Origin of the sequence: Paraburkholderia pallida, from assembly GCF_004524855.1 — a bacterium.
Classification (GTDB): Bacteria; Pseudomonadota; Gammaproteobacteria; order Burkholderiales; family Burkholderiaceae; genus Paraburkholderia; species Paraburkholderia oxyphila.
This window is the reverse complement of record NZ_CP038150.1, coordinates 1,569,785-1,590,604: the sequence shown is the minus strand read 5'-3', so window position 1 is coordinate 1,590,604 and position 20,820 is coordinate 1,569,785. Positions and strand designations below refer to the sequence as shown.

Annotated in this window: 20 protein-coding genes; 10 read left to right on the top strand and 10 right to left on the bottom strand. The window is 64.2% G+C overall.

Annotation, left to right across the window (positions count from 1 at the left end; translation table 11 throughout):
- The first annotated feature begins 12 nt into the window (after positions 1 to 12).
- A complete protein-coding gene (locus E1956_RS33555; protein ID WP_134757293.1) occupies positions 13 to 861 on the top strand; it encodes an IclR family transcriptional regulator domain-containing protein in 849 nt (282 codons plus the stop codon).
- A 157-nt stretch (positions 862 to 1,018) separates the two neighbouring features.
- Here the strand turns inward: E1956_RS33555 and E1956_RS33550 are convergent, their stop codons facing one another.
- Positions 1,019 to 1,804: an IclR family transcriptional regulator domain-containing protein gene (locus E1956_RS33550; RefSeq protein ID WP_134757291.1), complete on the bottom strand. Its 786-nt coding sequence runs from the start codon at positions 1,802 to 1,804 to the stop codon at positions 1,019 to 1,021.
- A gap of 175 nt (positions 1,805 to 1,979) precedes the next feature.
- Between E1956_RS33550 and E1956_RS33545 the strand changes: the two genes are divergently transcribed.
- From E1956_RS33545 to E1956_RS33515, 7 genes are all read left to right on the top strand, one after another.
- Entirely contained in the window at positions 1,980 to 2,738 is a 759-nt protein-coding gene (locus E1956_RS33545) for an SDR family NAD(P)-dependent oxidoreductase (RefSeq protein ID WP_134757289.1), read from the top strand.
- 11 nt (positions 2,739 to 2,749) lie between these two features.
- Positions 2,750 to 4,207 carry an NAD-dependent succinate-semialdehyde dehydrogenase gene (locus E1956_RS33540; protein ID WP_134757286.1) on the top strand — a complete coding sequence of 486 codons (1,458 nt, stop codon included), beginning with the start codon at positions 2,750 to 2,752 and terminating at the stop codon, positions 4,205 to 4,207.
- A 327-nt stretch (positions 4,208 to 4,534) separates the two neighbouring features.
- Positions 4,535 to 5,842 carry a substrate-binding domain-containing protein gene (locus E1956_RS33535; RefSeq protein WP_232071969.1) on the top strand — a complete coding sequence of 436 codons (1,308 nt, stop codon included), beginning with the start codon at positions 4,535 to 4,537 and terminating at the stop codon, positions 5,840 to 5,842.
- 1,090 nt (positions 5,843 to 6,932) lie between these two features.
- Positions 6,933 to 7,880, top strand: a complete 948-nt coding sequence (locus tag E1956_RS33530) for a 3-keto-5-aminohexanoate cleavage protein (RefSeq protein ID WP_028223637.1) — start codon at positions 6,933 to 6,935, stop codon at positions 7,878 to 7,880.
- A gap of 105 nt (positions 7,881 to 7,985) precedes the next feature.
- Entirely contained in the window at positions 7,986 to 8,495 is a 510-nt protein-coding gene (locus tag E1956_RS33525) for a nuclear transport factor 2 family protein (RefSeq protein ID WP_134757284.1), read from the top strand.
- A 79-nt stretch (positions 8,496 to 8,574) separates the two neighbouring features.
- A complete protein-coding gene (locus E1956_RS33520) occupies positions 8,575 to 9,687 on the top strand; it encodes a Gfo/Idh/MocA family protein (RefSeq protein ID WP_134757282.1) in 1,113 nt (370 codons plus the stop codon).
- A gap of 95 nt (positions 9,688 to 9,782) precedes the next feature.
- The gene (locus tag E1956_RS33515; protein WP_028223634.1) at positions 9,783 to 10,019 is read left to right on the top strand and encodes a hypothetical protein; all 237 of its coding nucleotides are present in this window, start codon (positions 9,783 to 9,785) and stop codon (positions 10,017 to 10,019) included.
- Positions 10,020 to 10,058: 39 nt separating this feature from the next.
- On the opposite strand, the gene E1956_RS33510 is transcribed toward E1956_RS33515, so the two are convergent.
- The gene (locus tag E1956_RS33510; protein WP_134757280.1) at positions 10,059 to 10,589 is read right to left on the bottom strand and encodes a MarR family winged helix-turn-helix transcriptional regulator; all 531 of its coding nucleotides are present in this window, start codon (positions 10,587 to 10,589) and stop codon (positions 10,059 to 10,061) included.
- Positions 10,590 to 10,804: 215 nt separating this feature from the next.
- Here E1956_RS33510 and E1956_RS33505 point away from each other — a divergent pair, with 215 nt between their 5' ends.
- Positions 10,805 to 12,532, top strand: a complete 1,728-nt coding sequence (locus E1956_RS33505; RefSeq protein WP_134757278.1) for an FAD-binding protein — start codon at positions 10,805 to 10,807, stop codon at positions 12,530 to 12,532.
- Positions 12,533 to 12,576: 44 nt separating this feature from the next.
- Here E1956_RS33505 and E1956_RS33500 read toward each other — a convergent pair whose 3' ends face one another.
- The 3 genes from E1956_RS33500 to E1956_RS33490 form a co-directional block, all read right to left on the bottom strand.
- Positions 12,577 to 13,116: a MarR family winged helix-turn-helix transcriptional regulator gene (locus tag E1956_RS33500; RefSeq protein ID WP_134757276.1), complete on the bottom strand. Its 540-nt coding sequence runs from the start codon at positions 13,114 to 13,116 to the stop codon at positions 12,577 to 12,579.
- A gap of 185 nt (positions 13,117 to 13,301) precedes the next feature.
- Positions 13,302 to 14,069 (bottom strand): glucose 1-dehydrogenase, encoded by a 768-nt coding sequence (locus E1956_RS33495; RefSeq protein WP_134757274.1) that lies wholly within the window; start codon positions 14,067 to 14,069, stop codon positions 13,302 to 13,304.
- A 19-nt stretch (positions 14,070 to 14,088) separates the two neighbouring features.
- The gene (locus E1956_RS33490; protein ID WP_134757272.1) at positions 14,089 to 14,472 is read right to left on the bottom strand and encodes a nuclear transport factor 2 family protein; all 384 of its coding nucleotides are present in this window, start codon (positions 14,470 to 14,472) and stop codon (positions 14,089 to 14,091) included.
- A gap of 204 nt (positions 14,473 to 14,676) precedes the next feature.
- Here E1956_RS33490 and E1956_RS33485 point away from each other — a divergent pair, with 204 nt between their 5' ends.
- Complete coding sequence (locus E1956_RS33485) at positions 14,677 to 16,035, top strand: MFS transporter (RefSeq protein ID WP_134757270.1); 1,359 nt, start codon at positions 14,677 to 14,679, stop codon at positions 16,033 to 16,035.
- Positions 16,036 to 16,105: 70 nt separating this feature from the next.
- On the opposite strand, the gene E1956_RS33480 is transcribed toward E1956_RS33485, so the two are convergent.
- The 5 genes from E1956_RS33480 to E1956_RS33460 all read right to left on the bottom strand — a co-directional run bounded on the left by E1956_RS33480 (position 16,106) and on the right by E1956_RS33460 (position 20,795).
- Positions 16,106 to 16,879, bottom strand: a complete 774-nt coding sequence (locus E1956_RS33480) for an ABC transporter substrate-binding protein (protein WP_232071967.1) — start codon at positions 16,877 to 16,879, stop codon at positions 16,106 to 16,108.
- A 70-nt stretch (positions 16,880 to 16,949) separates the two neighbouring features.
- Positions 16,950 to 18,149 (bottom strand): acetyl-CoA C-acyltransferase, encoded by a 1,200-nt coding sequence (locus E1956_RS33475; protein ID WP_134757267.1) that lies wholly within the window; start codon positions 18,147 to 18,149, stop codon positions 16,950 to 16,952.
- Positions 18,146 to 18,817, bottom strand: a complete 672-nt coding sequence (locus tag E1956_RS33470; RefSeq protein ID WP_134757265.1) for a 3-oxoacid CoA-transferase subunit B — start codon at positions 18,815 to 18,817, stop codon at positions 18,146 to 18,148. Before E1956_RS33470 ends, E1956_RS33475 begins: the two co-directional genes overlap by 4 nt.
- Entirely contained in the window at positions 18,783 to 19,472 is a 690-nt protein-coding gene (locus E1956_RS33465) for a CoA transferase subunit A (protein ID WP_134757263.1), read from the bottom strand. Before E1956_RS33465 ends, E1956_RS33470 begins: the two co-directional genes overlap by 35 nt.
- A gap of 9 nt (positions 19,473 to 19,481) precedes the next feature.
- Entirely contained in the window at positions 19,482 to 20,795 is a 1,314-nt protein-coding gene (locus tag E1956_RS33460) for an aminotransferase family protein (protein ID WP_134757261.1), read from the bottom strand.
- Positions 20,796 to 20,820: the final 25 nt, after the last annotated feature.

Here is a 20,820-nt window from a genome sequence, read left to right as displayed (position 1 = left end):
ATACGACCCAATATGACACCCACCAAACGCCCTGTCAATAGAGAGGACGGCGCCTCGTCGTCCATTGAGCCCGTCGAGTCCGTCAAGGATGAGGCTGGGGCAAGCCCTGCCCACGCGAAGGAAGGCATGGGAGGGCTGGCCAAGGGGCTGGCCATCATCGAGGCGTTCGGCCCGAACACCACGCGCATGACCGTCTCGGATGCGGCGCATCTGGCTGATCTGAGCCGCCCCGCGGCGCGGCGCTGCCTGCTGACGCTGGTCGAGCACGGCTATCTCGCCCACGACGGCAAGTTCTTCACGCCGCTGCCGCGCATGCTGCGGCTGGGCAGCGCCTACCTCAGCACGTCGTCGCTGCCGCAGATTGCGCAGCCGCTGCTCGCGAGCACGCGCGACAAGCTCCAGGAGTCGGTCTCGCTGGCCGTGCTGGACGAGGGCTATGCGGTGTTCATCGCACGCGCTGAGGCAGTCCGCATCGTGTCGACGGGCGTGAAGCTCGGCGGTCGCCTGCCCGCCTATTGCTCGGCCACGGGGCGCGTGCTGCTCGCTGGCCTGCCTGAAGAGCAAGTGCGCGCGCACCTCGAAAGCGTGCCCATGAAGCGCTTCACCGATCACACGGTGGCCAATCTCGAAGGCGTGCTGAAGACGATCCGGCGCGCGGCCGAGGACGGCTACGCGCTCAGCGACGAAGAGCTGGAAATCGGCATGTCCGCGATGGCCGTGCCGGTGAAAAACAGCGCCGGGCAGATCGAGGCGGCGCTGAGCGTGAGCGTCTTTTCGGGGCGCGTGAGCGTCGAGACGTTGCGGGAAAATTTCCTGCCGGTGCTGCGTGAAACCGCCGGGCGGCTGCAACGTTCACTGTAGGTCACGGCGGATCACATCGGGTCACTGTGGGTCACGCGAGTCGCGGCAGGTCGCTACGGGTCACTTCGGCTCGCAGCAAATCGCTGCAGACCGGCTGGCGATTCACATATCCGGCCACGCGGGCACGCTGGCGATGCATCGCACAACAGGCACAGCGCTATAGCAGCGCCGCAAGGTGGCGGCGCGCGCTTTCAAGTTCCGGTAACAGATGCTCCACTACACCCTCGCGCGTCATGCGGCTCGTGGACACCGAAAGGCTCATGGCCGCAACCATCTCGCCGCGCGCGTTGCGGATCGGCACGGCGATCGAGCGAACACCAATCTCCAGTTCTTCGTCGATGATGGCGTACCCGTGCTTACCGACAAATTCGATCTCCTTCATGATGCGGGCGGTCGCCGTGAGAGTGTGAGGCGTCAGCGCGGGGCGCGCCATCCTGTTCAGCATGAATCTCACCTCTGCCGCTGGCTGCCCCGCTAGCAGAACGCGCCCGGTGGCGCTGCAATAAGCGGGCAAGCGCGAGCCCACCCCCAACCCGCTCGACAGGCTGCGCCGATGCGTCGAGCGCGCGACGAAAACGGCGTCCTGCGCATCGAGCACAGCGATCGACGCGGACTCCTGCGTGCGCTCGCTGGTAATCTCGAGAATCGGCTGCGCGACCTTGGTCAACGGATCCGAGACGACATAGGCATAGCCGAGCCGCAGCGCGCGTGGTGCCAACACAAACGTGTGACCATGCTGCGCGGCATAGCCGAGCCTGCACAGCGTCAGCAGGCTGCGTCGTACCGAACCCTTGGTATGACCGGTTATCTCGGCCGCCTGCGTCACGGTCAGCGGCCCTCTCTTCATACCGAATGCTTCGATGATGGACAGCCCTTTTTCGAGGCCCATCACGTATTCGGGCTCGCTTTCCCGCGCTTCTTGCTCGCTCGCATCCGCCGCCATAGACCCTCGCGATAATCGGAATTCGTACAAAAGTCCGGTATCCGGACATTGTAGCCACGATCGTTGACACCCGATCGGCCTTTGCTGATATTGCGCCTCATACCCCGGGCAAGCGACCCACAGGAACATCGATCACTCATTGTCACCTGAAGTCTTCTGACGTGCGAAGGAAACCATGAAACCCGAATCACCCAAGCGCATTATCGTCACGGGCGGCGCCAGCGGCATTGGCTACGCTTTCAGCGAACACCTTGCACAGCTGGGGCATCGTGTCGTCATCGCCGACCTGCGTGGCGCGGACGAAGCCGCCGCCCGTCTGCGCGAGTCCGGACATCAAGCCATCGGCGTGCGCACGGACGTGGTCAGCGAAACCGATGTCGCCGACATGGCGGCCGCGGCCGTCGCGGAGTTCGGCGGCATCGATGGCCTCGTGAATAACGCCGCACTGTTCACCACGCTGACGCTGAAGCCCTTTGACCAGATCACCAATCAGGAATGGATGCGGGTGATGGAAGTCAACACGATGGGCCCGTTCAACTGTGCGAAAGCGGTGTTGCCGCATTTGCGCGAGAGCGGCCGCGGGCGCCTCGTCAACATCGCTTCCAATGTGCCGATGAAGGGGCCGGTGAATATGGCGCATTACGTGGCCAGCAAGGGCGCCGTCATTGCGTTCACGCGCGCCCTGGCGCGGGAGCTTGCAAAGGACGGCATTACGGTCAACGCGATTGCCCCGGGCTTCACGCTGAGCGACGGCGTGCTGCAGACCGATCTGCAAGAGCGCATTGGTGAAAACGCGCGCACTGCGGGCCGGTGCATTCAACGCGATCAGGTGCCTGGCGACCTCGTCGCGGCACTGGCTTACCTCGTTAGTGACGGTGCGGGTTTTGTCACCGGCCAAACCCTCGCCGTGGACGGCGGCAGCGTATTTCTTTGAGTCAGCCCGCCATGGACACTAAAACCGCACAATACGAAACCCTCGCCCTCTACATCGGTGGCCGCTTCCTGGGCGCCAACGGGCGGCCCGAGCAGGATGTGATCAACCCGGCGACGGGCGAGGCCATCGCCCGCTTGCCGCACGCCACGCCCAAGGATCTCGACGACGCCGTGAACGCAGCGTCGGAGGCGTTCCAGACCTGGCGACACACGCCGGCGATCGAACGCTCGGCATTGCTGCGCCGCGTCGCCTCGTTGATCCGCGAGCGCGCGCCGCAGATCGCCCGCAACATTACGCTCGACCAGGGCAAGCCTCTCGCCGAAGCCGTGCTGGAAGTCCAAAGCTGCGCCGAGCACGCGGAATGGCATGCGGAAGAGTGCCGGCGCATTTATGGGCGCGTGATCCCGGCGCGCACGCCGGGGGTTCAGCAGACGGTCTCGCGTGAGCCCATCGGTGTGTGCGCGGCATTCACCCCCTGGAACTTTCCCTTCAACCTGTCGCTGCGCAAGGTGGTCGCCGCGCTGGGCGCGGGCTGCACGCTGGTCCTCAAGGGTCCGGAGGATTCGCCGAGCGCCGTGGTGGCGATGGCGCGCATCTTCCACGATGCGGGCTTGCCGGCGGGATGCCTCAACGTGGTCTGGGGCGTGCCATCCGAGGTTTCCAGCCATCTCATCAACGCCCCGGCGGTGCGAAAAATTTCGTTCACGGGCTCCGCGACGGTCGGCAAGCAACTGGCGTCGATGGCCGGCGCGCAGATGAAGCGCATGACGATGGAGCTGGGTGGCCACTCGCCGGTGCTGGTGTTCGACGATGCCGACGTCGAGCAGGCCGCGCGTTTTCTGGCGCGCACGAAGACACGCAATGCCGGCCAGGTCTGCATGGCGCCGAGCCGCTTTTTCGTGCACGAAAAAGCCTATGAGCGGTTCGTGGATGCCTTCGCTGCCGAATACGCATCGCTGAGGGTGGGCGACGGCCTCGATCCGCAGACCCAGATGGGCCCGCTGGCGCACGAGCGACGCGTGCAAGCCATGCAGTCCCTGGTGACGGACGCGCGCGAGCGCGGCGCATCGCTGGTGTGCGGCGGCAATCGTCTGACCGATACGGGTTGCTTCTTTCCCCCGACGATCCTCACCGGCGTACCCGATGACGCGCGCCTGATGGTCGAGGAACCGTTCGGGCCTGTTGTGCCGATCACGACATTCAGCAACACTGACGAGGCTTTGGCGCGCGCCAACGCGCTGCCCTATGGCCTGGCTTCCTACGTGTTCACGAACTCGATCGCGACCGCCGAATACACGGCTAACCGTATCGAGGCCGGCATGGTCGGCATCAACCATTTCGGCCTGGCGCTGGCCGAAACGCCGCTGGGCGGCGTGAAGGAAAGCGGCATGGGCAGCGAAGGCGGCATCGAGACGTTCGATGGCTACCTCGTCACCAAGTTCGTGTCGCAGGCGAGCCGGGTGCCCTGAGGACGACTCGGGGAACACGCCAAGGCGGGGAGCAAGCGGTAACCCGCTGAACTAGCCACAGTGTGTCTCCGGTGGCACGCGTGCCCCCGTCTGCGGACGGGGGCATCGTGGTTTTCTTGATCCCGCCTCCCCCACTCCCTCTCTCCCGCTCTCAGCCTGCGGACAGGCGCGCCACTCGCGCGCCCTCCTCGCCTTTGCCCGCGCGGCGCATTCGCGCTGCTCCCCCGTAGCCGTGACGCGCGCCCTGCCAGGGACTTTCCCCAGGGGTCTTGACTTCACTCATTCCAAAACACATTATTCGATATAAATCGATCTTGCAACGCACTGTTGCGATTAGGATGCCGTAACAATTCAGCTTCAGGAAGCGCCATTTTCCTGATCGGCTCATTCCACGACTCACCACCACCCACGACGAGGATCACCATGTTCTTCAAGCTTCGCGTATCGCCTGCGGTGCAACAACTGCAAAGTCCGCTTATTGCGCAAGAGACTGCGGCCGCTCATCCATGCGGTCTCGAGAACCGGCGCCATCTGCGCCACCGCCGTGGGAAGCTGCTCGCTTCGGCGATGCAACTGTGCGCGAGCCTGCTGCTTGCCGCGGGCTTCACCTGTACTGCGGCCCATGCGGCGCAAGACTCCGTCACGAACCATCAAGGCGACATCACGCCGTTGTGCGGCACGAAGCCGATGATCGTCGGCGTGTCGGACGGCTACGGCGGCAACACGTGGCGCAAGACCGGGCTTGCCGAAGTCAGGGACGAGCTGAGCCGGTGCAAGAACGTCACGCGGATCATCTACAGCAATGCCAACGGCGATCCGCAGAAGGCGAATTCGGACATCAACAGCATGGTCGCGCAGGGGATCAACGTCCTGATTCTGCTGCCTGACTTTGGTGCGGTGCAGCTTCCGGCGATGCGGGCGGCCATGAAGGCGGGCGTTGCGGTCGTGCCGTATTCGGCGCAGCTCGCGGGCACGCCGGGGCGTGACTATGTCGTGAACGTGGTGGGCGATACGCAGCAGATCGGTGTGTTGTGGGCCGACTGGCTCGGCACGACGCTGAAGAAGGGCAATGTGGTCTTTATGGGGGGATCGCCGGGGGCGACCACTTCGCAGAACTTCATGGACGGTCTGAGAGACGGGCTCAAGAAGTATCCGGGGCTGAAGTTGCTTAACCAGCAGTACATTGTGACGAACTGGAATCCCGTTGATGCGCAGAAGGCTACGGTCGGCCTCATTGCGCAGTATCCGAAGATTGATGCCATCGTGACCGATGGGGGCGAGACGGCGCTGGCCGCCGTCAAGGCGTTCGAGCAGGCTAATCTTCCTGTGCCTGCCATTGCGACGATTGCTAGCGACAATCAGGTGAATTGTCATTTCATCGCTGCGAAGCAGGCGGGGAAGCCGTATCCGTATTACACGCTCGATGGGACGACCACTTATGTGAGATTTGCCGTGCGGCAGGGGGTGGCGGCTTATCAGGGTACGTCGGATAAGGAGTCGCCGTCGATTCTGCCTTATGCTTATGCGGATAGCACTAAAGGGCTTTATCCGAAGTGTGATCCGTCGGCTCCGCCTGATGCCGATCTTACTTCTGCGCTTCCGCCGCAGAAGCTCAAGGCTGTGTTTGAGCATTAATGGTGGATGTACTTTTTTGCGCTTTCGCGCCTTTGGATGTTGGCCTTAACTTGTATTCGCGGCGGGCCGCAGGCGTTGCCCCTGTGCGGGGCGGCACCTACTTTTCTTTGCAGCCGCAAAGAAAAGTAGGCAAAAGAAAGCGGCTCACACCGCTAGTGTGACGCAGTTCACCACTCGCCTTATTGCGGAGCGGCTCCGGAGCGTCTGTCGCCACGCGACGTCACCCGGAGTGACTAAGGGCTCATCCATCCGGCGGCGCTTCGCGCGCCGTCGGGTATATCCAAAACCAGTGGGATGCACGAGTTTTCGTAGGACTCCAACGTATTCGATCGGCTGCTCGCCCAAGCATTCGCCTGCCAGCATGCCCGTGCATTCACCGGGTAGCATCCCAACGCATTTACCGGTCAGCACCCTGTGCATTTCCCGGGCGGCACCCCTGCGCATTTACCGGTCAGCACCCCCAGCGCATTTGCCGGTCAGCACCCTGCGCATTTACCTGCCAGCACCCCTGCACATTTACCGGTCAGCCCTCTGCGCCCTTACCGGTCAGAACCCCCGCGTATTTACCGGGCGGCACCCCTAACGCATTCGCCGGCCTGCCCGCCCGGTTTTCTTGCAGACCCTTCCGCCCGCGCGTAGCGCGCGGCGGGAAGGATGAGTCCTTTGTCACTAACGCGGAGTGTGCGAGGAGACGGATGCTCCGGAGCCGCTCTGATGGACAGGGCAGAGGGGGACGGCGTCACACTGGCGGTTTGAGCCGCTTTCTTTTGCCTACTTTTCTTTGCGGCTGCAAAGAAAAGTAGGTGCCGCCCCGCACAGGGGCAACGCCTGCGGCCCGCCGCGAAAACAGGTTAAGGCCAACGCCTGATAGCGCTCGAGCGCAGAAACGCTAGCAGGCCACGCGGTGGCCCTAAAAACCGCCGCCAAAGCGCCCGTACCCAGGGGATTCCCTGATTATCTTGACTTAGCTAATCCCACGACGCATCATTCGATATAAATCGATTCATGCAAACACGATCTCAGATCAAGCAGATCACCCCGGTTCGAAAGAACATCACCCCTGCCATCACCACCTGTATCGAGGATCACCATGACCGAAAAACTTTCACTCTGGGAAGCCGCCAAACGCGAGATGGAGGAGTACCAGTTCATAGCCGGCGCCGAACTCCAACCCAAATGGGACGTATCGGAGAAAATCGCGATCAATGCCGCCGTATCAGGCCGCTTCGAAAGCACCACCTCACTCGCCGAGTACGTAGACGCGGCATCCAGCGTCATCGAAGCCGGCGCCTGCGGCGTCCACATCGACTTCTCCTTCATGACCGACGAGAAGGGTCGCCGCCTCGACCGCGACATCCCCCCCGTCGAGGCCTACTCCGCCGTTCTCGAACCGCTGCGCGCGCGCTTTGGCAACGACTTCGTGCCGAATCTGAACGTCCTCAACGGCTCGTCCTTCGACGAATGCGTGAGCCCCGCACGCGCCGGCCTGACCGAAGTCGCTCCGTGCGCGCCAGGCCACCCCGACGCCTTCATGGTCCCCGCCATCACCGAACTCGAAGCCACCGGCGTCAAGCCTGAACTGGCCGTCCACAGCTCCGGCGAGATCGAGCTCGCGAAGCGCAAGCTCATCGACACCGGCATCCTCAAGAAGCCCTATAACTGGCTGATCCTCTACGGCCTGCCGTTCAACGTCGGCCGCACCCTCGTGTCCGGCACCTGGGTCAGCAACGCCCAGGACATGACCAAACACCTGTTCCTGATGGTCGACCAGATCCGCCAGATCGATCCGACTTCAGTCATTAGCGTCTGCGCCGCCGGCCGCGCAACGCTCTACATGACGACGCTCGCCACGATGATGGGCCTGCATATCCGCATCGGCACCGAAGACACGCCGTGGAAGTATCCGAACAGCGACGAGCGCCTCAAGGACAATCTGGAGATGTTCAACATGGCGCGCGACATCGCCGGCCTGCTCGGCCGCACGCCAGCCTCGGCCAATGAGTACCGGGCATTGGTCGGCAAGCCGGCCCGCAACTGAAACGCGCGCCCAGCCATGCCCGCGCAGACGGAAAGCGGCGCAGGCATGGCACCCACAAGGCAGCCATCGGCTTGAGCCCAGACGATTCAATCAAGGAGACCTAAGTTGGAAGCGAAACTTCAGCAGCTACTCGATGAAGCGGAAATTCGCCGCGTGCATCTGCGCTATTGCCGCGGCATCGACCGGATGGACTGGGATCTCGTGCGCTCGTGCTATCACCCGGATGCGATCGACCGGCACGGCGCGTATAACGGCGGTGTCGAAGGCTTCATCGACTGGGCCGCCGAATTGTTGCCAAGCTTCGAATCGACGCAGCACTTCACCGGCAACCAGTACGTCGAGGTCCACGGCGATGCGGCGTTTGCCGAGCACTATGCGCAGGCATTCCATCGCACGAAGCCCGATGGCGACAAGCCCGCGATGGACTGGGTCGTGAACATCCGCTACGTGGACCGCATGGAGCGGCGCAACGGCGAATGGCGCATTGCCGATCGCGTGGTCGTGCTCGACTCCCAGCGGTCGGACCCGGTTCCCGATGATCTCGCGCCGCTCGAAAATTTCACGGTCGGGCGCCGCGACAAGCAAGACCCGTCGTATCAATACCGGATCGCATGACGCGTGCCGGCTCCAGTGAGCCGGCCGTCGAATTCAGGCGCTCGAGGTTACGGCAATCATCTGAAGCTTAGAGGAAGCAATGGAAAAGAAATATCGTGTCGGCATCGTCGGCCTGAGCCCCGAGCGCGGTTGGGCGGCGATGGCCCATATCCCGGCCTTGCAGGCCTTGTCCGGCGTCTTCGAGCTCGCCGGCGTGGCGAATACGAGCCTCGCGAGCGCGCAGGCCGCAGCGGCCGCGTTCGGCATCCCGCACGCGTTCGAAAACGCCGCGGCGATGGCCGCTTCGCCGGACATCGACATCGTCGTCGTCACCGTCAAGGTTCAGCACCACAAGGACGTCCTCACCGCCGCCCTGCGGGCGGGCAAGAGCGTGTACAGCGAATGGCCGCTCGGCAATGGGCTCGAAGAGACCCTCGCACTCGCCGAACTCGCACGCGAGCAAAAGGCCCTGGCCGTAGTTGGCGCGCAGGCGCTCGCCTCCCCCGAGGTGCAGTTCATCCGCCAGCTCGTCGCGGACGGCAAGATCGGCAATGTCCTGTCTTCGACCTATGTCGGCTCGGGCGTCAGCTGGGGCGACGAGGTCCTGCAAGGCGACGCCTACGCCATGGACAACCGCAACGGCGCCACCCTGCTTTCCGTGATCGGCGGCCATGCGATTGCGGCAATCGATGCCGTGCTGGGCCCTATCGATCAGATCGACGCCGTGCTCTCGCAGCGCAGGCCAACCGTGCGCGTCATCGAGACCGGTGAAGCCCTCGAGATGAAGACGCCCGACCACCTCATGGCGAACGCGATTCTGCGCTCCGGTGCGCCGGTCTCGTTCCAGCTTCGCGGTGGCGTGCCGCGCGGGACCAAGCTGCTGTGGGAAATCAACGGCAGCGAGGGCGATCTGCGTATCACGGCCAGGAATGAATATGTCCCGGCGATCAACATCTCGCCCTTGCGTGTCGAGTTCGGACGCAAAGGCCAGGACGGCTGGGAGGAGCTCGATGTCCCCGATCCGTTCCCCATCGATGCCGGCGATGCCGTTGCGGCGCGCAATGTCGCCGGCGTGTACCGCTTGCTCGCCGACGATCTGCGTCATGGCACGCGCACGGCGCCCAGCTTCGATCACGCCTGCGCACTTCACGAAGTGCTCCATGCAATCGAGCAGTCGAGCGAAACGGGTAAGCGGGTCAAGGTGAACGCGTAGTTCGGCTTCGCCGCGCACGCGAGTGTTCCTGGCGTGCGCGGGGCCGGTTGGCGGGTTGTCGTCACGCGATCCATGCGCGTGGTAAGGAGAGGATCATGGCTAGCGCAGGAAAGTCGTTGCACGCGATGGTGGAGCACTGGCTGGCCCCCACCTCGATGGACACGGTGCATGTGGTCGAATTCAAGAACCAGCGTGCGCGGCGGCAATGCTACGTGTGTGTCGAGGCACGCAGGGCCGCCGGCACCGCCGCCATGTTCTTCTTTCGTCACACGGATGGACTCTGGTCCATTTTCCCGCCACGCCGGGAGCGCCCGGCCATGCGCGTGGTGTGAGCGCAGCCACGCGCCGGCGTGGCGAGAGCCGGCCGGCGCCTAGTCGATTGCGGCGTCGCCCTTGGACATCAGGGTCAGGTTCGTTTCGATCTGGTGCATGACCTTCCAGAAGACCTGGAGGTCTTTCTCCGGGATACCTTCGAGCGAAGCGACAATCATCTCGGTGAGCCCGGGCAGCAATGCCTCGACAACGCGTCGTCCTTCGTCCTGCAAGCTGACGTAGTACTTCCTTCTGTCCATGGGGTCGCGCGTGCGTTGCACGAGCTTGCGCTTTTCCATGCTGTCGAGCGCCGGCACGGCCGTGGTCGACGCAATGCCAACCCGCTTGCTGAGTTCGAGCTGGTTCATCTCGCCACGTTCGGCCAGCACCCGCAGATAGAACCAGTGCGCAGCCGAAATCCCCTCCTTTTCCAGCACCTTCTGGGCTTCGGTCTCGTAGAGGCGGTACAGCGTGCGTGTCATCCACGGCACGGTGCGGCCGCGGTCGTCAAAAACGGCTGCGCGGCGGCTATCGTCCGCTTCCAGCGCCTCGAACGCGTCGCCCACTTGATTCGAACTCAACTTTGACATAACCATTCCTCAACTGGAGTCATCCAGCCGTCAGCACACGGGCCAGGCGCCACGCGCCCGATACAGGACATTCCCTGGAACGCTTGACATTGTTTATCCCGCAACACATCATCCTACATGAATCGATCTTAATCGGAATCATCTCTTAAAAGATAATCCGTTTCGTGACGATCATACAGCATGTGAAAAATGCATGTGCAAACAGGACAAGCGCTATGGGCACTGATACGACGGCAAGCTGGGATCTCGAAGTCGACGTCATTATTCTGGGGGCTGGCGCAGGCGGCATGTCGGCGGCCATCGTGGCGAAGAACGAGGGCCTCAAGCCGCTCCTCCTCGAAAAAACGGACCAGGTCGGCGGCACCTCCGCGTGGTCGGTGGGCATGATGTGGTTCGTCGATAGCGCGCCGATGCAGGAGGCCGGCTTTCAGGATTCCTTCGAAAAAGCGCGTCGATACTTTGCGGCGACCGTCGGCACCACCGTGGCCAGCCCGCTCCAGGAAAGCTACATCACCCAGGGGCGAGTCGCACTCGATTACCTGGTTCGCCATTCCGGGCTCAAGGTCATGGCGGTCGATTATCCAGACTATTATCCGGAGTCCGATGGCGGCATGTTCGGGCGGGCTCACGCCCCGCTCGAGTTCGACGGGCGAGAACTCGGCGCGCATTTCCGGGACCTGCGCGCACCGCTGCCCGCATTCGCGCCCTTTGGCGGCATGATGCTCGACCTGCTGGACTTGAACCACTTCCTGGCCTTCACGCGCTCGTTCAAGTCGTTCGCGCACGTCGTGAAGCGTTTCGCGCGCTACGGCAAGGACCGCCTGAGCCATCACCGCGGCACCCGCCTCGTAGGCGGCAATGCGCTCATCGGGCGTCTGTACAAGACGATCCTCGACGAGCAGATTCCGGTTTGGCGACGCGCTCACGCAACGCGGCTCATCACCGAAAACGGCGCGGTGATCGGTGCCGAAGTCACGCGCGATGGCCGCACGTCTCGCGTGCGCGCGCACCGTGGCGTCGTTATCGCGACGGGCGGCTACAACGGCAACCTCGAAATGCGGCGCGAGCATTCGCGTCAGCCAACGGTCGAACTCGGCCTCGGCTTGCCGAGCAACGTGGGCGAAGGCATTCGGCTCGGCCTTGCAGCCGGTGGCCGGCTCGACCACAACGGGCTCGACACGGGCTACTACGTACCGATTTCGCAGTACGAGAATGAGAAAGGCACGACGCTGTGGGGCCACTTCATGCTCGATCGGCCCAAGCCAGGCTTCATTGCCGTGAACAAGGCAGGCAGCCGCTTCACCAACGAAGCGGCGTCCTATCACGCCTTCACTCAGGGGATGTTCGATGCGGGCGCGATCCCCGCGTTTCTGGTCGCCGACGCGGCCGCCGTGAAGAAATACGGCATTGGCGTCATCCTGCCGGGCATGTCGCTGCGCCGCTATGAGGCGTCGGGCTACCTCTTGAGCGGCAAGACGCTCGCGGAGCTCGCTGCGAAGGCGGGTATCGATGCCGCCGGCCTCGCGCGCAGCGTCGTGCGCAATAACCAGTTCGCGCAAACTGGCGTCGACGAGGACTTCGGCAAGGGCTCATCGGCCTATAACACCTACAAGGGCGATCCCGCTCACACCCCGAACCCGTGCATCGGTCCGATTACGCAGGGGCCCTTCTATGCCGTCAAGCTGATGCCGGGCGATTTCGGCACCAGCCGCGGTCTCGTGACGGGCCCCAACGGCGAAGTCCTGGACAGCAACGACCGTCCGATTCCCGGCATCTTTGCCTGCGGCAACGACATGAATTCGCCCGTTGGCGGCCACTACATCGGCGCGGGCATCACGCTGGGACCGGCAATCACGTTTGGTTATCTGGCGGCCATGGCGCTGGCAAAGGGCAGCGGCCAGGCGCAAGCGAGCCAGGCTTCCGTGGCCGCTTCTTCAACGTAATGGAGGACGCGGCCGTCGCGGCGCGCGATCAAGCCGTGGACGAATCAGTCGACGACCGTGTCGCCCTGGGCGATCTGCACCAGGTTGGTTTCGATCCGGTGCATGACCTTCCAGAACACGCGCATGTCCTTCTGCGAGATGCCGTCGAGCGATGCCGCAATCATGTCGGTGAGCTCGGGCAGCAATTCGTCGACGAGGCGCTTGCCTTCATCCTGGAGGTGGACGAAGTACTTGCGCCGGTCGTTGGGATCGCGCACCCTTTTCACGAGGCCGCGCTTCTCCAGATAGTCGAGCGCGGGGACCGCGGTCGTCGACGCGATGCCTACGCGCTTGCTGAGCTCGAGCTGGTTGATCTCGCCGCGTTCGGCCAGCACGCGCAGGTAGTACCAGTACGCGATCGGAATGCTCTCCCGGTCGAGGAGCTTTTGCCCCTGCGCATCGTAGAGCCGGTGCAGGGTTCGCGCGATCCACGGAACGGTCCTGCCGCGATCATCGAATACATCCGATAGCCGTTGCTCTGATGCTTCCGCTACCTTCGGAGCGGCGGCGGCTGCCTTGACTGCGGACGAATTGGGTTTGGGCATTCACTCATTCCTTGGCATGGGACCGGGCCATCGGTCGGTACTATCGGTACTATCGGTGCAAATCGAATCAGCCAAGGTGAAATGATACCGCAGTCTTTGTATGCCCTCTATGGACGGCGGGTGCACGCCCGCCGTCATTGCATTAAGCCATTACATCAGGACCTGCTCCCGCTAAATATCAGGCTCTAAGTCGCCAGGAAACCGCCATCGACCGCCAGCTCGGCGCCCGTCACGAACGACGCCTTCTCCGAGAGCAGCCAGACGGCGGCGGCGGCAATCTCCTGCGGCGCGCCGATCCTGCCCAGCGGGTGGCTGGCTCGAAGCTTCTCGATCAAATCGGCGAATTGCGGATCGGACACCAGCGCCTGCACCATCGGCGTGTCCACGGCGCCGGGGAGAATCGCGTTGACGCGGATCTGCCTGTCGCCGTAGTCGACAGCGGCGGCCTTTGTCAGTCCCAGCACACCGCCTTTGGAACCACAGTAGTCCGCCGCGCTGCGCACGGCCACGCGGCCCAGCGTGGACGACGTATTGACGATGGCGCCGCCGCCCGTTTGCAGCATCGCGCGAATCTCGTGCTTCATGCAGAAGAACACGCCGTCGTAATTGACCGCCTGAACGCGACGCCATTGCGCGGCGGTCAGCTCGTGCAGCGGGAGGTTCGATTGCGATAGACCGGCGTTGTTGAATGCGCCGTCGAGCCGGCCATACTTGCCCACGGCCGCATTCACGAGCGCTTCGACCTGCTCTTCGTCGGCCACGTCGGTGGCCACGAAGATCGCGTTGCCGCCAGCCTGCCTGATCGCCGAGGCGGTCTCCTCTCCCGCCGCCACGCCAATATCGGCGACCACTACGCTCGCCCCCGCCACGGCGCACGCCAGTGCCGCCGCACGGCCGATACCCGAGCCACCACCGGTGACGATGATGGTCTTGTCTTCAAGATCGCCGCTCATTGCCTGGTTCTCCCTATGGTCAACGCGCGAACAGCGGAGAAATATCGACATAGATATGGCATTCGTCGATCAACCCGTCTCGCAGCTTCCAGATCGTCACGGCCGGAATGGTCAGCGTCGATCCATCCTTGCGTGTGTAAGTCACGCGCAGTTGCGAAAGCACGCCATCCTCGATCGCCCATACGTTGAGGATGTGATGCTCGATGCCGCCGAGCAGATTCAGGAAGTTCTGCGAAGCCGCAGCCGCGTTGGCACGGCCGACGACCGGCTCGCTGTTCGCATAGACGAAGGTGCAGTGCTCCGTCAAACAGCGCGCGAATCCCTGCTCGTCCATCGAATCAATCGTTGCATAGACCTTTGAAACGAACTCGCGTGCCGCGGCAGGTGTTTGTGCAAACGTCATGGTGAAGCGTCTCCTTGGTGATGATCGGGTCCATCGCATCAGTACAACGCGCTTGACTTATATGATTTTATCGCCAATCATACGTCATCAATTCATGCTATATCGAATCGATATTGCAGGGATGCCAGGAGATTCCCCGAGGCGTTCGCGAGGGGTGGATGCCTCTCCGTGATGTGCCGCTTCACCCATGGCAGGAGACGACCAGTGCAAGATCACCCCATTGCCGATGTCCAGGCGTTCATCAATGCGCACCCGTTCGGACGGTTCCAGCGGTTTGTTTTCTTCATGTGCTTCGTGATCGTGCTGCTCGATGGCTTCGACACCGCGGCGATCGGCTATATCGCGCCGTCGCTGCTGACCGAATGGCACCTCGCCAAGCCCGCCCTCGCGCCGGTCCTGAGCGCCGCGCTGTTCGGCATTGCGTTTGGCGCGTTCCTGTTTGGCCCCTTGTCGGACCGCGTCGGAAGGCGGCCCCTCGTGGTGGGGTCGGTCTTCGTCATCGGCGCAGCCTGTACGGTGTCGGCGTTCTCATCGGGCATCGGGCAACTGAGCTTGCTGCGCTTCGTCACGGGTGTGGGACTCGGCGCGGCCATGGCCAATGCGGTGACGATGATCGACGAGTTCTGCCCGACCTCGCGCCGGGCAACCGTCACCAGCCTGATGTGCTGTGGCTTTCCCCTCGGCGCCGCGCTGGGCGGACTCATTGCGGCGTGGCTGATTCCGCACGCGGGCTGGCGCGCCGTCCTCCTGCTCGGCGGCGTGATGCCTGTCCTTCACGGCGCGTTGCTGTTTTTCAGGCTGCCGGAGTCGGTGCGCTTTCTCGTCAAGAAGGAGCGACCGGCCGAGCAGATTCGCGCGGTTCTGCTGCGCATTTCGCACGACTCAAGCAACGCGCGCGGGTTCGCGCTCGTCGAAGGCGCGCGGCAGACCGACCAGAGCGGGCTTGGCCTCGTCATGTCACGCAGCTACCTCGTCGGCACGCTCATGCTGTGGCTCGCGGCGTTCATGGGCCTCGTGATCTGCTATGCGTCCATCAACTGGATGCCCGTGCTCCTCAAGGACGCAGGGCTCGGTGCGAGCCGCGCGGCGCTGATCTCCGCGCTGTTTCCGCTGGGCGGTATCGGCGCGGTACTGTGCGGCGCGCTCATGGACCGGTTCAACGCGAATCTCGTCATCGCGGGCTGCTATGCGCTGGCCGCTATCAGCCTGTTTTTTATCGGGCAAACGGAGGGCAAAGTCGCGTTGCTCGTCCCAATCGTGCTGATATCCGGCGTGCTCGCGAATACCGCCCAATCATCGATGAATGCGCTCGCCGCTACGTTCTATCCAACCGAGGGACGCGGCTCCGGCGTGGCATGGATGCTTGGCGTGGGCCGGTTTGGCGGCATTGCGGGTTCGTTTCTCGTCGCCGAGCTGGTCCGCAGGCATTTCACGTTCGCCCAGATCTTCACCGTGATCGCGGTGGCGGGAGGACTGGCATGCTTCGCACTCTTGATCAAGCATGCGGCGCGGCCCCATGTCATTCATGAGGTTTCAAGCGAGGTGACGTCGTTGAGTCATTGACGGAGCCATCCCTCTACTGGATAGCGCCGATCCCGGCGCCATCCAGGCTTGCTTCAACAAACTCCATCGATCAACGCACGTCTTCGCCGAGCCACTTCTTGCTGATCGATCCATACTCGCCGTCGCTTGCAATGTCGGCGAGCGCCGCGTTGATCGCTTCGAGCAGCTTCGGGCTGCCCTTGCGCACCGCGATGCCGATCTTCTCGGGATACAGCAGCGGCCCGACGGGCTTCGCGTCGATCTGCTTCTCGCGGATCGTCAGAATGCCGGCGATCTTGTCGGTCACGAAGCCGTCGATGCGTCCGTTCGCGAGATCGATCAGGATATCGGGCAGGCCCTTGTAGGTCTTGATCTGCACGCCGGGCCGGTTCTTGCGCAGCCACGCTTCATAGGTCTCGCCGAGCGTCACGCCAACGACCTTGCCGTTGAGCTGGTCGATGCCCTGCACCGTGCTGTTCTTGCGCACGAACAGTTGCGCGCCCGAACGATAGTACGGCTGCGTGAAATCGACTGCCTTCAGGCGCTCGTCGGTAATGGCCATGCTGCCGATGATCGCATCGTACTTGCCGGCCAGCAAACCGCCGATGATACCGTCCCACGCCGTCAACACCGGCACCGGCTTCGCGCCCAGCTTCTTCGCGATCTCGCCGCCCATGTCGACATCGAAGCCCTGCAGCTTGCCGGATTCGTCGATGAAGCTGAACGGCGGGTACTTGCCTGTCAAGGCAAACGTGAGCGTGCGCGTCTGCTTGACCTTGTCGAGATCGTCGGCGTGGGCCGCGACGCTCGTTACGCCGACGATCGCCGCGCAAACGGCCATCGCGAATCGCTTGAAGAAAGTCATCTGTCGTCTCCGGAATGGATTGAATGAGTGTGAGTAGAGTGAATGCGACGAACCGGGCCCGCACCGCCCGCTAGCGGCGCGCCACCTCGAAGAGCGCAGCGGCCCCCTGTCCGCCGCCGATGCACATCGTCACCACCACGTGCCGCACGCCGCGCCGCGCGCCTTCGAGCAGCGCATGGCCGACCATGCGCGTGCCGGTCATGCCGTACGGGTGACCGAGCGCGATGCTGCCGCCGTTGACGTTGACTGCCTCGCGATCGAGCCCGAGCGTGTCGATGCAATAGACCACCTGCGAGGCGAACGCCTCGTTGAGCTCCCAGAGGCCAATGTCGGCCTTCGAGAAGCCCGTGCGCGCGAGCAGCTTGCGCACGGCCGGCACGGGGCCGACGCCCATCTCGTCGGGGCGGCACCCGGCCACCGTGCAAGCGATCAGCCGCCCGAGCGGCGGCGCCGCCAGCGTATCGAGTATCGCGTCGGAGACCACCGCGCAGGCCGCCGAGCCGTCCGCGAGCGCGCAAGCGTTGCCCGCCGTCACGGAGCCGCCTTCGCGCACCGGGCCAAGTTGCGCAAGCGCATCGATCGTCGTCGAGGGCCGGCCGCATTCGTCCGCCGCCACGCGCAGCGCGCAGGGCACGCCTGTACCGCTCGCCTTGTCGTGCTCGATCTTGCGCACCTCCACGGCGACGATCTCGTCATTCAGGAGCCCAGCCGCGGCCGCGCGCGCCGCCCGCTGCTGACTGAGCGCCGCATACGCGTCCTGCGCCTCGCGCGAGACGCCATAGCGCGAAGCCACCACGTCCGCGGTCTCGACCATCGGCATGTACGCATCGCCCTTGATCTCGAGCAGCCGCGCGTCGTGCTGCCGATACCGGTTCATATGCGCGTTCTGCACGAGGCTGATCGACTCCACGCCGCCCGCGAGGATCGCGTCGGCCTCGCCGCCCGCCACGCGCGCCGAGGCCAGCACGATCGACATGAGGCCCGACGAGCATTGCCGGTCGACCGTCATGCCCGGCGTGGTGAGCGGCAGGCCCGCCGTCAACGCGGCGAGCCGGCCGATGTTGTAGTACTGCGTGCCCTCGGGCAGCGCGCAGCCAAGGATCACGTCGTCGATGCGCTCGGGATCGAGGCCGCTGCGCGCCACCGCGGCCTGCAGCGAAAAGGACGCGAGCGTGGGCGCCGTGGTGTCGTTGAACGCGCCCCGGAACGCCCGCCCGATCGGCGTGCGCGCATAGCCCGTAATCCACGCATTGCCTTGCCCTGCTGTCATGCCGCCCCCTCTGCCACGCTGAATTCCGCTTCCGTGATCTCACGTATTTGCGCGACGCTGAGCGCGCCGAGCCGCTCGACGAGCCGGAGCCCGCCCTCGCCGCACGCGAACACCGCATGCTCGGTGATGATGGTCGCCACCCGCCCGCGTGCCGTCAGCGGCAGCGTGCAGCGCGTCATGATCTTCGGGCGGCCGTGCTTGTCGACATGCGGCATCGTCACGATCACACGGCGCGCCTTTTGTGCGAGCTCCGCGCCGCCGCCGATGCCCGCCATGAGACTGCCGGGCACGAGCCAGTTCGCGAGATCGCCGTGCGCCGACACCTGCAGCGCGCCAAGGAAGGTAATGTCGATCAGCCCGCGCCGGATCATGCCGAACGAGGTCGCGCTATCGACGATCGCGCCGCCCGGCATCACCGACACATAGCCGCCGCCCGCGTCGATCAGCTGGCTGTCCAGATCCTGGGGCCGCGCGAGCGCCCCGGCGCCGACAATGCCGTTTTCCGAATGCACCCAGGCGGAAGCCGGGTCGTCGAGATAGGCCGGAATCAGTGTGGGCAAACCAATGCCGAGGTTGATGACCTGGCCGCGCGCGACTTCGCGCGCGGCGCGCTGTGCGATCACGCGGCGCGGATCAACGCGAGGCGGGGAGGATGGGCTGGTATTCATCGGAGTCTCCATGGATCTCGATCAGGCCGTGCACGTGCACGCCCGACGTATGCACGCAGTCGGGCGCGATTGGGGTTGCGCTCACCTTGCGCGTTTCCACGAGCACGCGCTCGGCCGCCATCGCCATCAGGGGCGAGAAGTTGCGCGCAGTGCCGCGATAGCTGAGGTTGCCGAATGCGTCGGCCTCGTCCGCGTAGAGCAGCGCAAAGTCCGCGTGCAGCGCGGGCTCGAAAAAAAGCGTGCGTCCCGCAATGGACACCGGCTCGCGCGAGGCGCCCAGTTCCTCGGGCAACTCGATGTCGCTCACGACGCCGGGCAAGCCGACGCCCGCGCAACGGATCCGCTCGGCAAACAGGCCCTGCGAGAAGAACTCCACGTTCAGCGTGCCGGCCAGATGTGCGCGCCGCGCGGCGCCGCTCAGGCCGAGATGCGTCGTGAGCAGGCGGCGCACGACGCCCGCCTCGATCAGGCGCGAGACGCCGTAGCCGTCCTGATTCGCGTCGTTCTTGATGATCGTGAGATCGCGCTTGCCCTGGCGCTTCAACTCGGCGAGCAGCGTGAACGGCGTGCCGGGCGAGCCGAAGCCGCCCACCATGATCGACGCGCCATCGGGAATCGGCTCGATCGCGTCGGCCAGTTGCATCAGCTTGTTCATCTGTATTCCTCAACGTTCGAGCGCACGGAAGGTCGTGTCGAGGCGTTCGGCGATCTCGTCGCATTGCGCGCGCGTCGTGATGAGCGGCGGAGCGACGAGCGTATGGTCGCCGGTCTCGCCCATCAGCGACTTGCGCGGGTAGACGATCACGCCGTGCTCGCGCGCCACGCGCGTGACGCGCTCGCCGAACTTCAGCGCCGGCGCAAACGGCGTCTTCGTCGCCCGGTCGGCCACGTATTCGATCGCCAGCAGAAAGCCGCGGCCGCGCACGTCGCCGATGCATTCGTGCCGCGCGGCCAGTTGCCTGAGCAGGCCCAACAGGTAGTCGCCGTTCGTGGCCGCGTTCTCTACAAGCCGCTCGCGCTCGATCACGTCGATCACGGCCAGCGCCGTGGCGCTCGCGAGCGGATTGCCCGCATAGGTATAGCCATGCTGAAAGCCACCCGAGGCGATGATCGGATCGGTCAGCTCCGCGCGCGTCACGAGCGCGGACACGGGGTAGTAGCCCGCGCCCAGGCCCTTCGCGAGGCACAGCACGTCGGCCTCCACGTTCCAGTGCTGGAAGCCGAACCAGCGCCCCGTGCGGCCCACCCCCGTCATCACTTCGTCGAGGATCAGCAGCACGTCGTGCCGCGAGCAGATTTCGCGGATGCGCGCGAAGTACGCGTCGTGCGGGACTTCGGCCCCCGTGCTCGCTCCGCCGATCGGCTCGGCGATGAATGCCGCCACGTTCTGTGGGCCGACTTCGCGAATCGCTGCATCGAGCTCGTCGGCGCAGTCGAGCGCATGCTGCTCCGCGCTCTTGCCTTGCGGCACGCGATACTGCGTGGGCGACGAGATCTTCGGATAGAGCTGGAACATCGGCTGGAACGGCTGCGTGAGCGGCGTATAGCTCGTCATCGCGAGCGCGCCCATGGTCGAGCCGTGATACGAGGGCTTGCGCGCAATGAACACGCTGCGCTGCGGCTCGCCCTTGCAGACCCAGTACTGGCGCACGAGCTTGAGCGCCGATTCGACGGTCTCCGAGCCGCCGCTCGAAAAGAACACGCGGTCGTAGCGGCCGCCAGCGAGTTCCACGAGCTTGCTGGCCAGCTCCAGCGCGGGCTGGTTCTCGAACTGCGTGCGGTACGCAAACGCGACTGAGTCGAGCTGCGCCATCATCGCTTTGCGTATCGCCGGATGGCCATGCCCGAGCTGGGCGACGATCGCGCCCGAGCACGCGTCGATATAGCGCTTGCCGTCCGTATCCCACGCGTAGATGCCTTCTGCCCGCGCGACGGTCGGCAGTTGCACGGCGGACTGGTAGAAGAGATAGTCGTTCATTGACGTCCTTTCGGTAATGCCTGTT

Excerpts from the sequence above, each read along its gene's own strand:
- E1956_RS33555 (WP_134757293.1), top strand. The coding sequence starts at position 13 with ATGACACCCACCAAACGCCCTGTCAATAGAGAGGACGGCGCCTCGTCG.
- E1956_RS33550 (WP_134757291.1), bottom strand. The coding sequence starts at position 1,804 with ATGGCGGCGGATGCGAGCGAGCAAGAAGCGCGGGAAAGCGAGCCCGAA.
- E1956_RS33545 (WP_134757289.1), top strand. The coding sequence starts at position 1,980 with ATGAAACCCGAATCACCCAAGCGCATTATCGTCACGGGCGGCGCCAGC.
- E1956_RS33540 (WP_134757286.1), top strand. The coding sequence starts at position 2,750 with ATGGACACTAAAACCGCACAATACGAAACCCTCGCCCTCTACATCGGT.
- E1956_RS33530 (WP_028223637.1), top strand. The coding sequence starts at position 6,933 with ATGACCGAAAAACTTTCACTCTGGGAAGCCGCCAAACGCGAGATGGAG.
- E1956_RS33520 (WP_134757282.1), top strand. The coding sequence starts at position 8,575 with ATGGAAAAGAAATATCGTGTCGGCATCGTCGGCCTGAGCCCCGAGCGC.
- E1956_RS33515 (WP_028223634.1), top strand. The coding sequence starts at position 9,783 with ATGGCTAGCGCAGGAAAGTCGTTGCACGCGATGGTGGAGCACTGGCTG.
- E1956_RS33510 (WP_134757280.1), bottom strand. The coding sequence starts at position 10,589 with ATGTCAAAGTTGAGTTCGAATCAAGTGGGCGACGCGTTCGAGGCGCTG.
- E1956_RS33505 (WP_134757278.1), top strand. The coding sequence starts at position 10,805 with ATGGGCACTGATACGACGGCAAGCTGGGATCTCGAAGTCGACGTCATT.
- E1956_RS33500 (WP_134757276.1), bottom strand. The coding sequence starts at position 13,116 with ATGCCCAAACCCAATTCGTCCGCAGTCAAGGCAGCCGCCGCCGCTCCG.
- E1956_RS33495 (WP_134757274.1), bottom strand. The coding sequence starts at position 14,069 with ATGAGCGGCGATCTTGAAGACAAGACCATCATCGTCACCGGTGGTGGC.
- E1956_RS33490 (WP_134757272.1), bottom strand. The coding sequence starts at position 14,472 with ATGACGTTTGCACAAACACCTGCCGCGGCACGCGAGTTCGTTTCAAAG.
- E1956_RS33480 (WP_232071967.1), bottom strand. The coding sequence starts at position 16,879 with ATGACTTTCTTCAAGCGATTCGCGATGGCCGTTTGCGCGGCGATCGTC.
- E1956_RS33475 (WP_134757267.1), bottom strand. The coding sequence starts at position 18,149 with ATGACAGCAGGGCAAGGCAATGCGTGGATTACGGGCTATGCGCGCACG.
- E1956_RS33470 (WP_134757265.1), bottom strand. The coding sequence starts at position 18,817 with ATGAATACCAGCCCATCCTCCCCGCCTCGCGTTGATCCGCGCCGCGTG.
- E1956_RS33465 (WP_134757263.1), bottom strand. The coding sequence starts at position 19,472 with ATGAACAAGCTGATGCAACTGGCCGACGCGATCGAGCCGATTCCCGAT.
- E1956_RS33460 (WP_134757261.1), bottom strand. The coding sequence starts at position 20,795 with ATGAACGACTATCTCTTCTACCAGTCCGCCGTGCAACTGCCGACCGTC.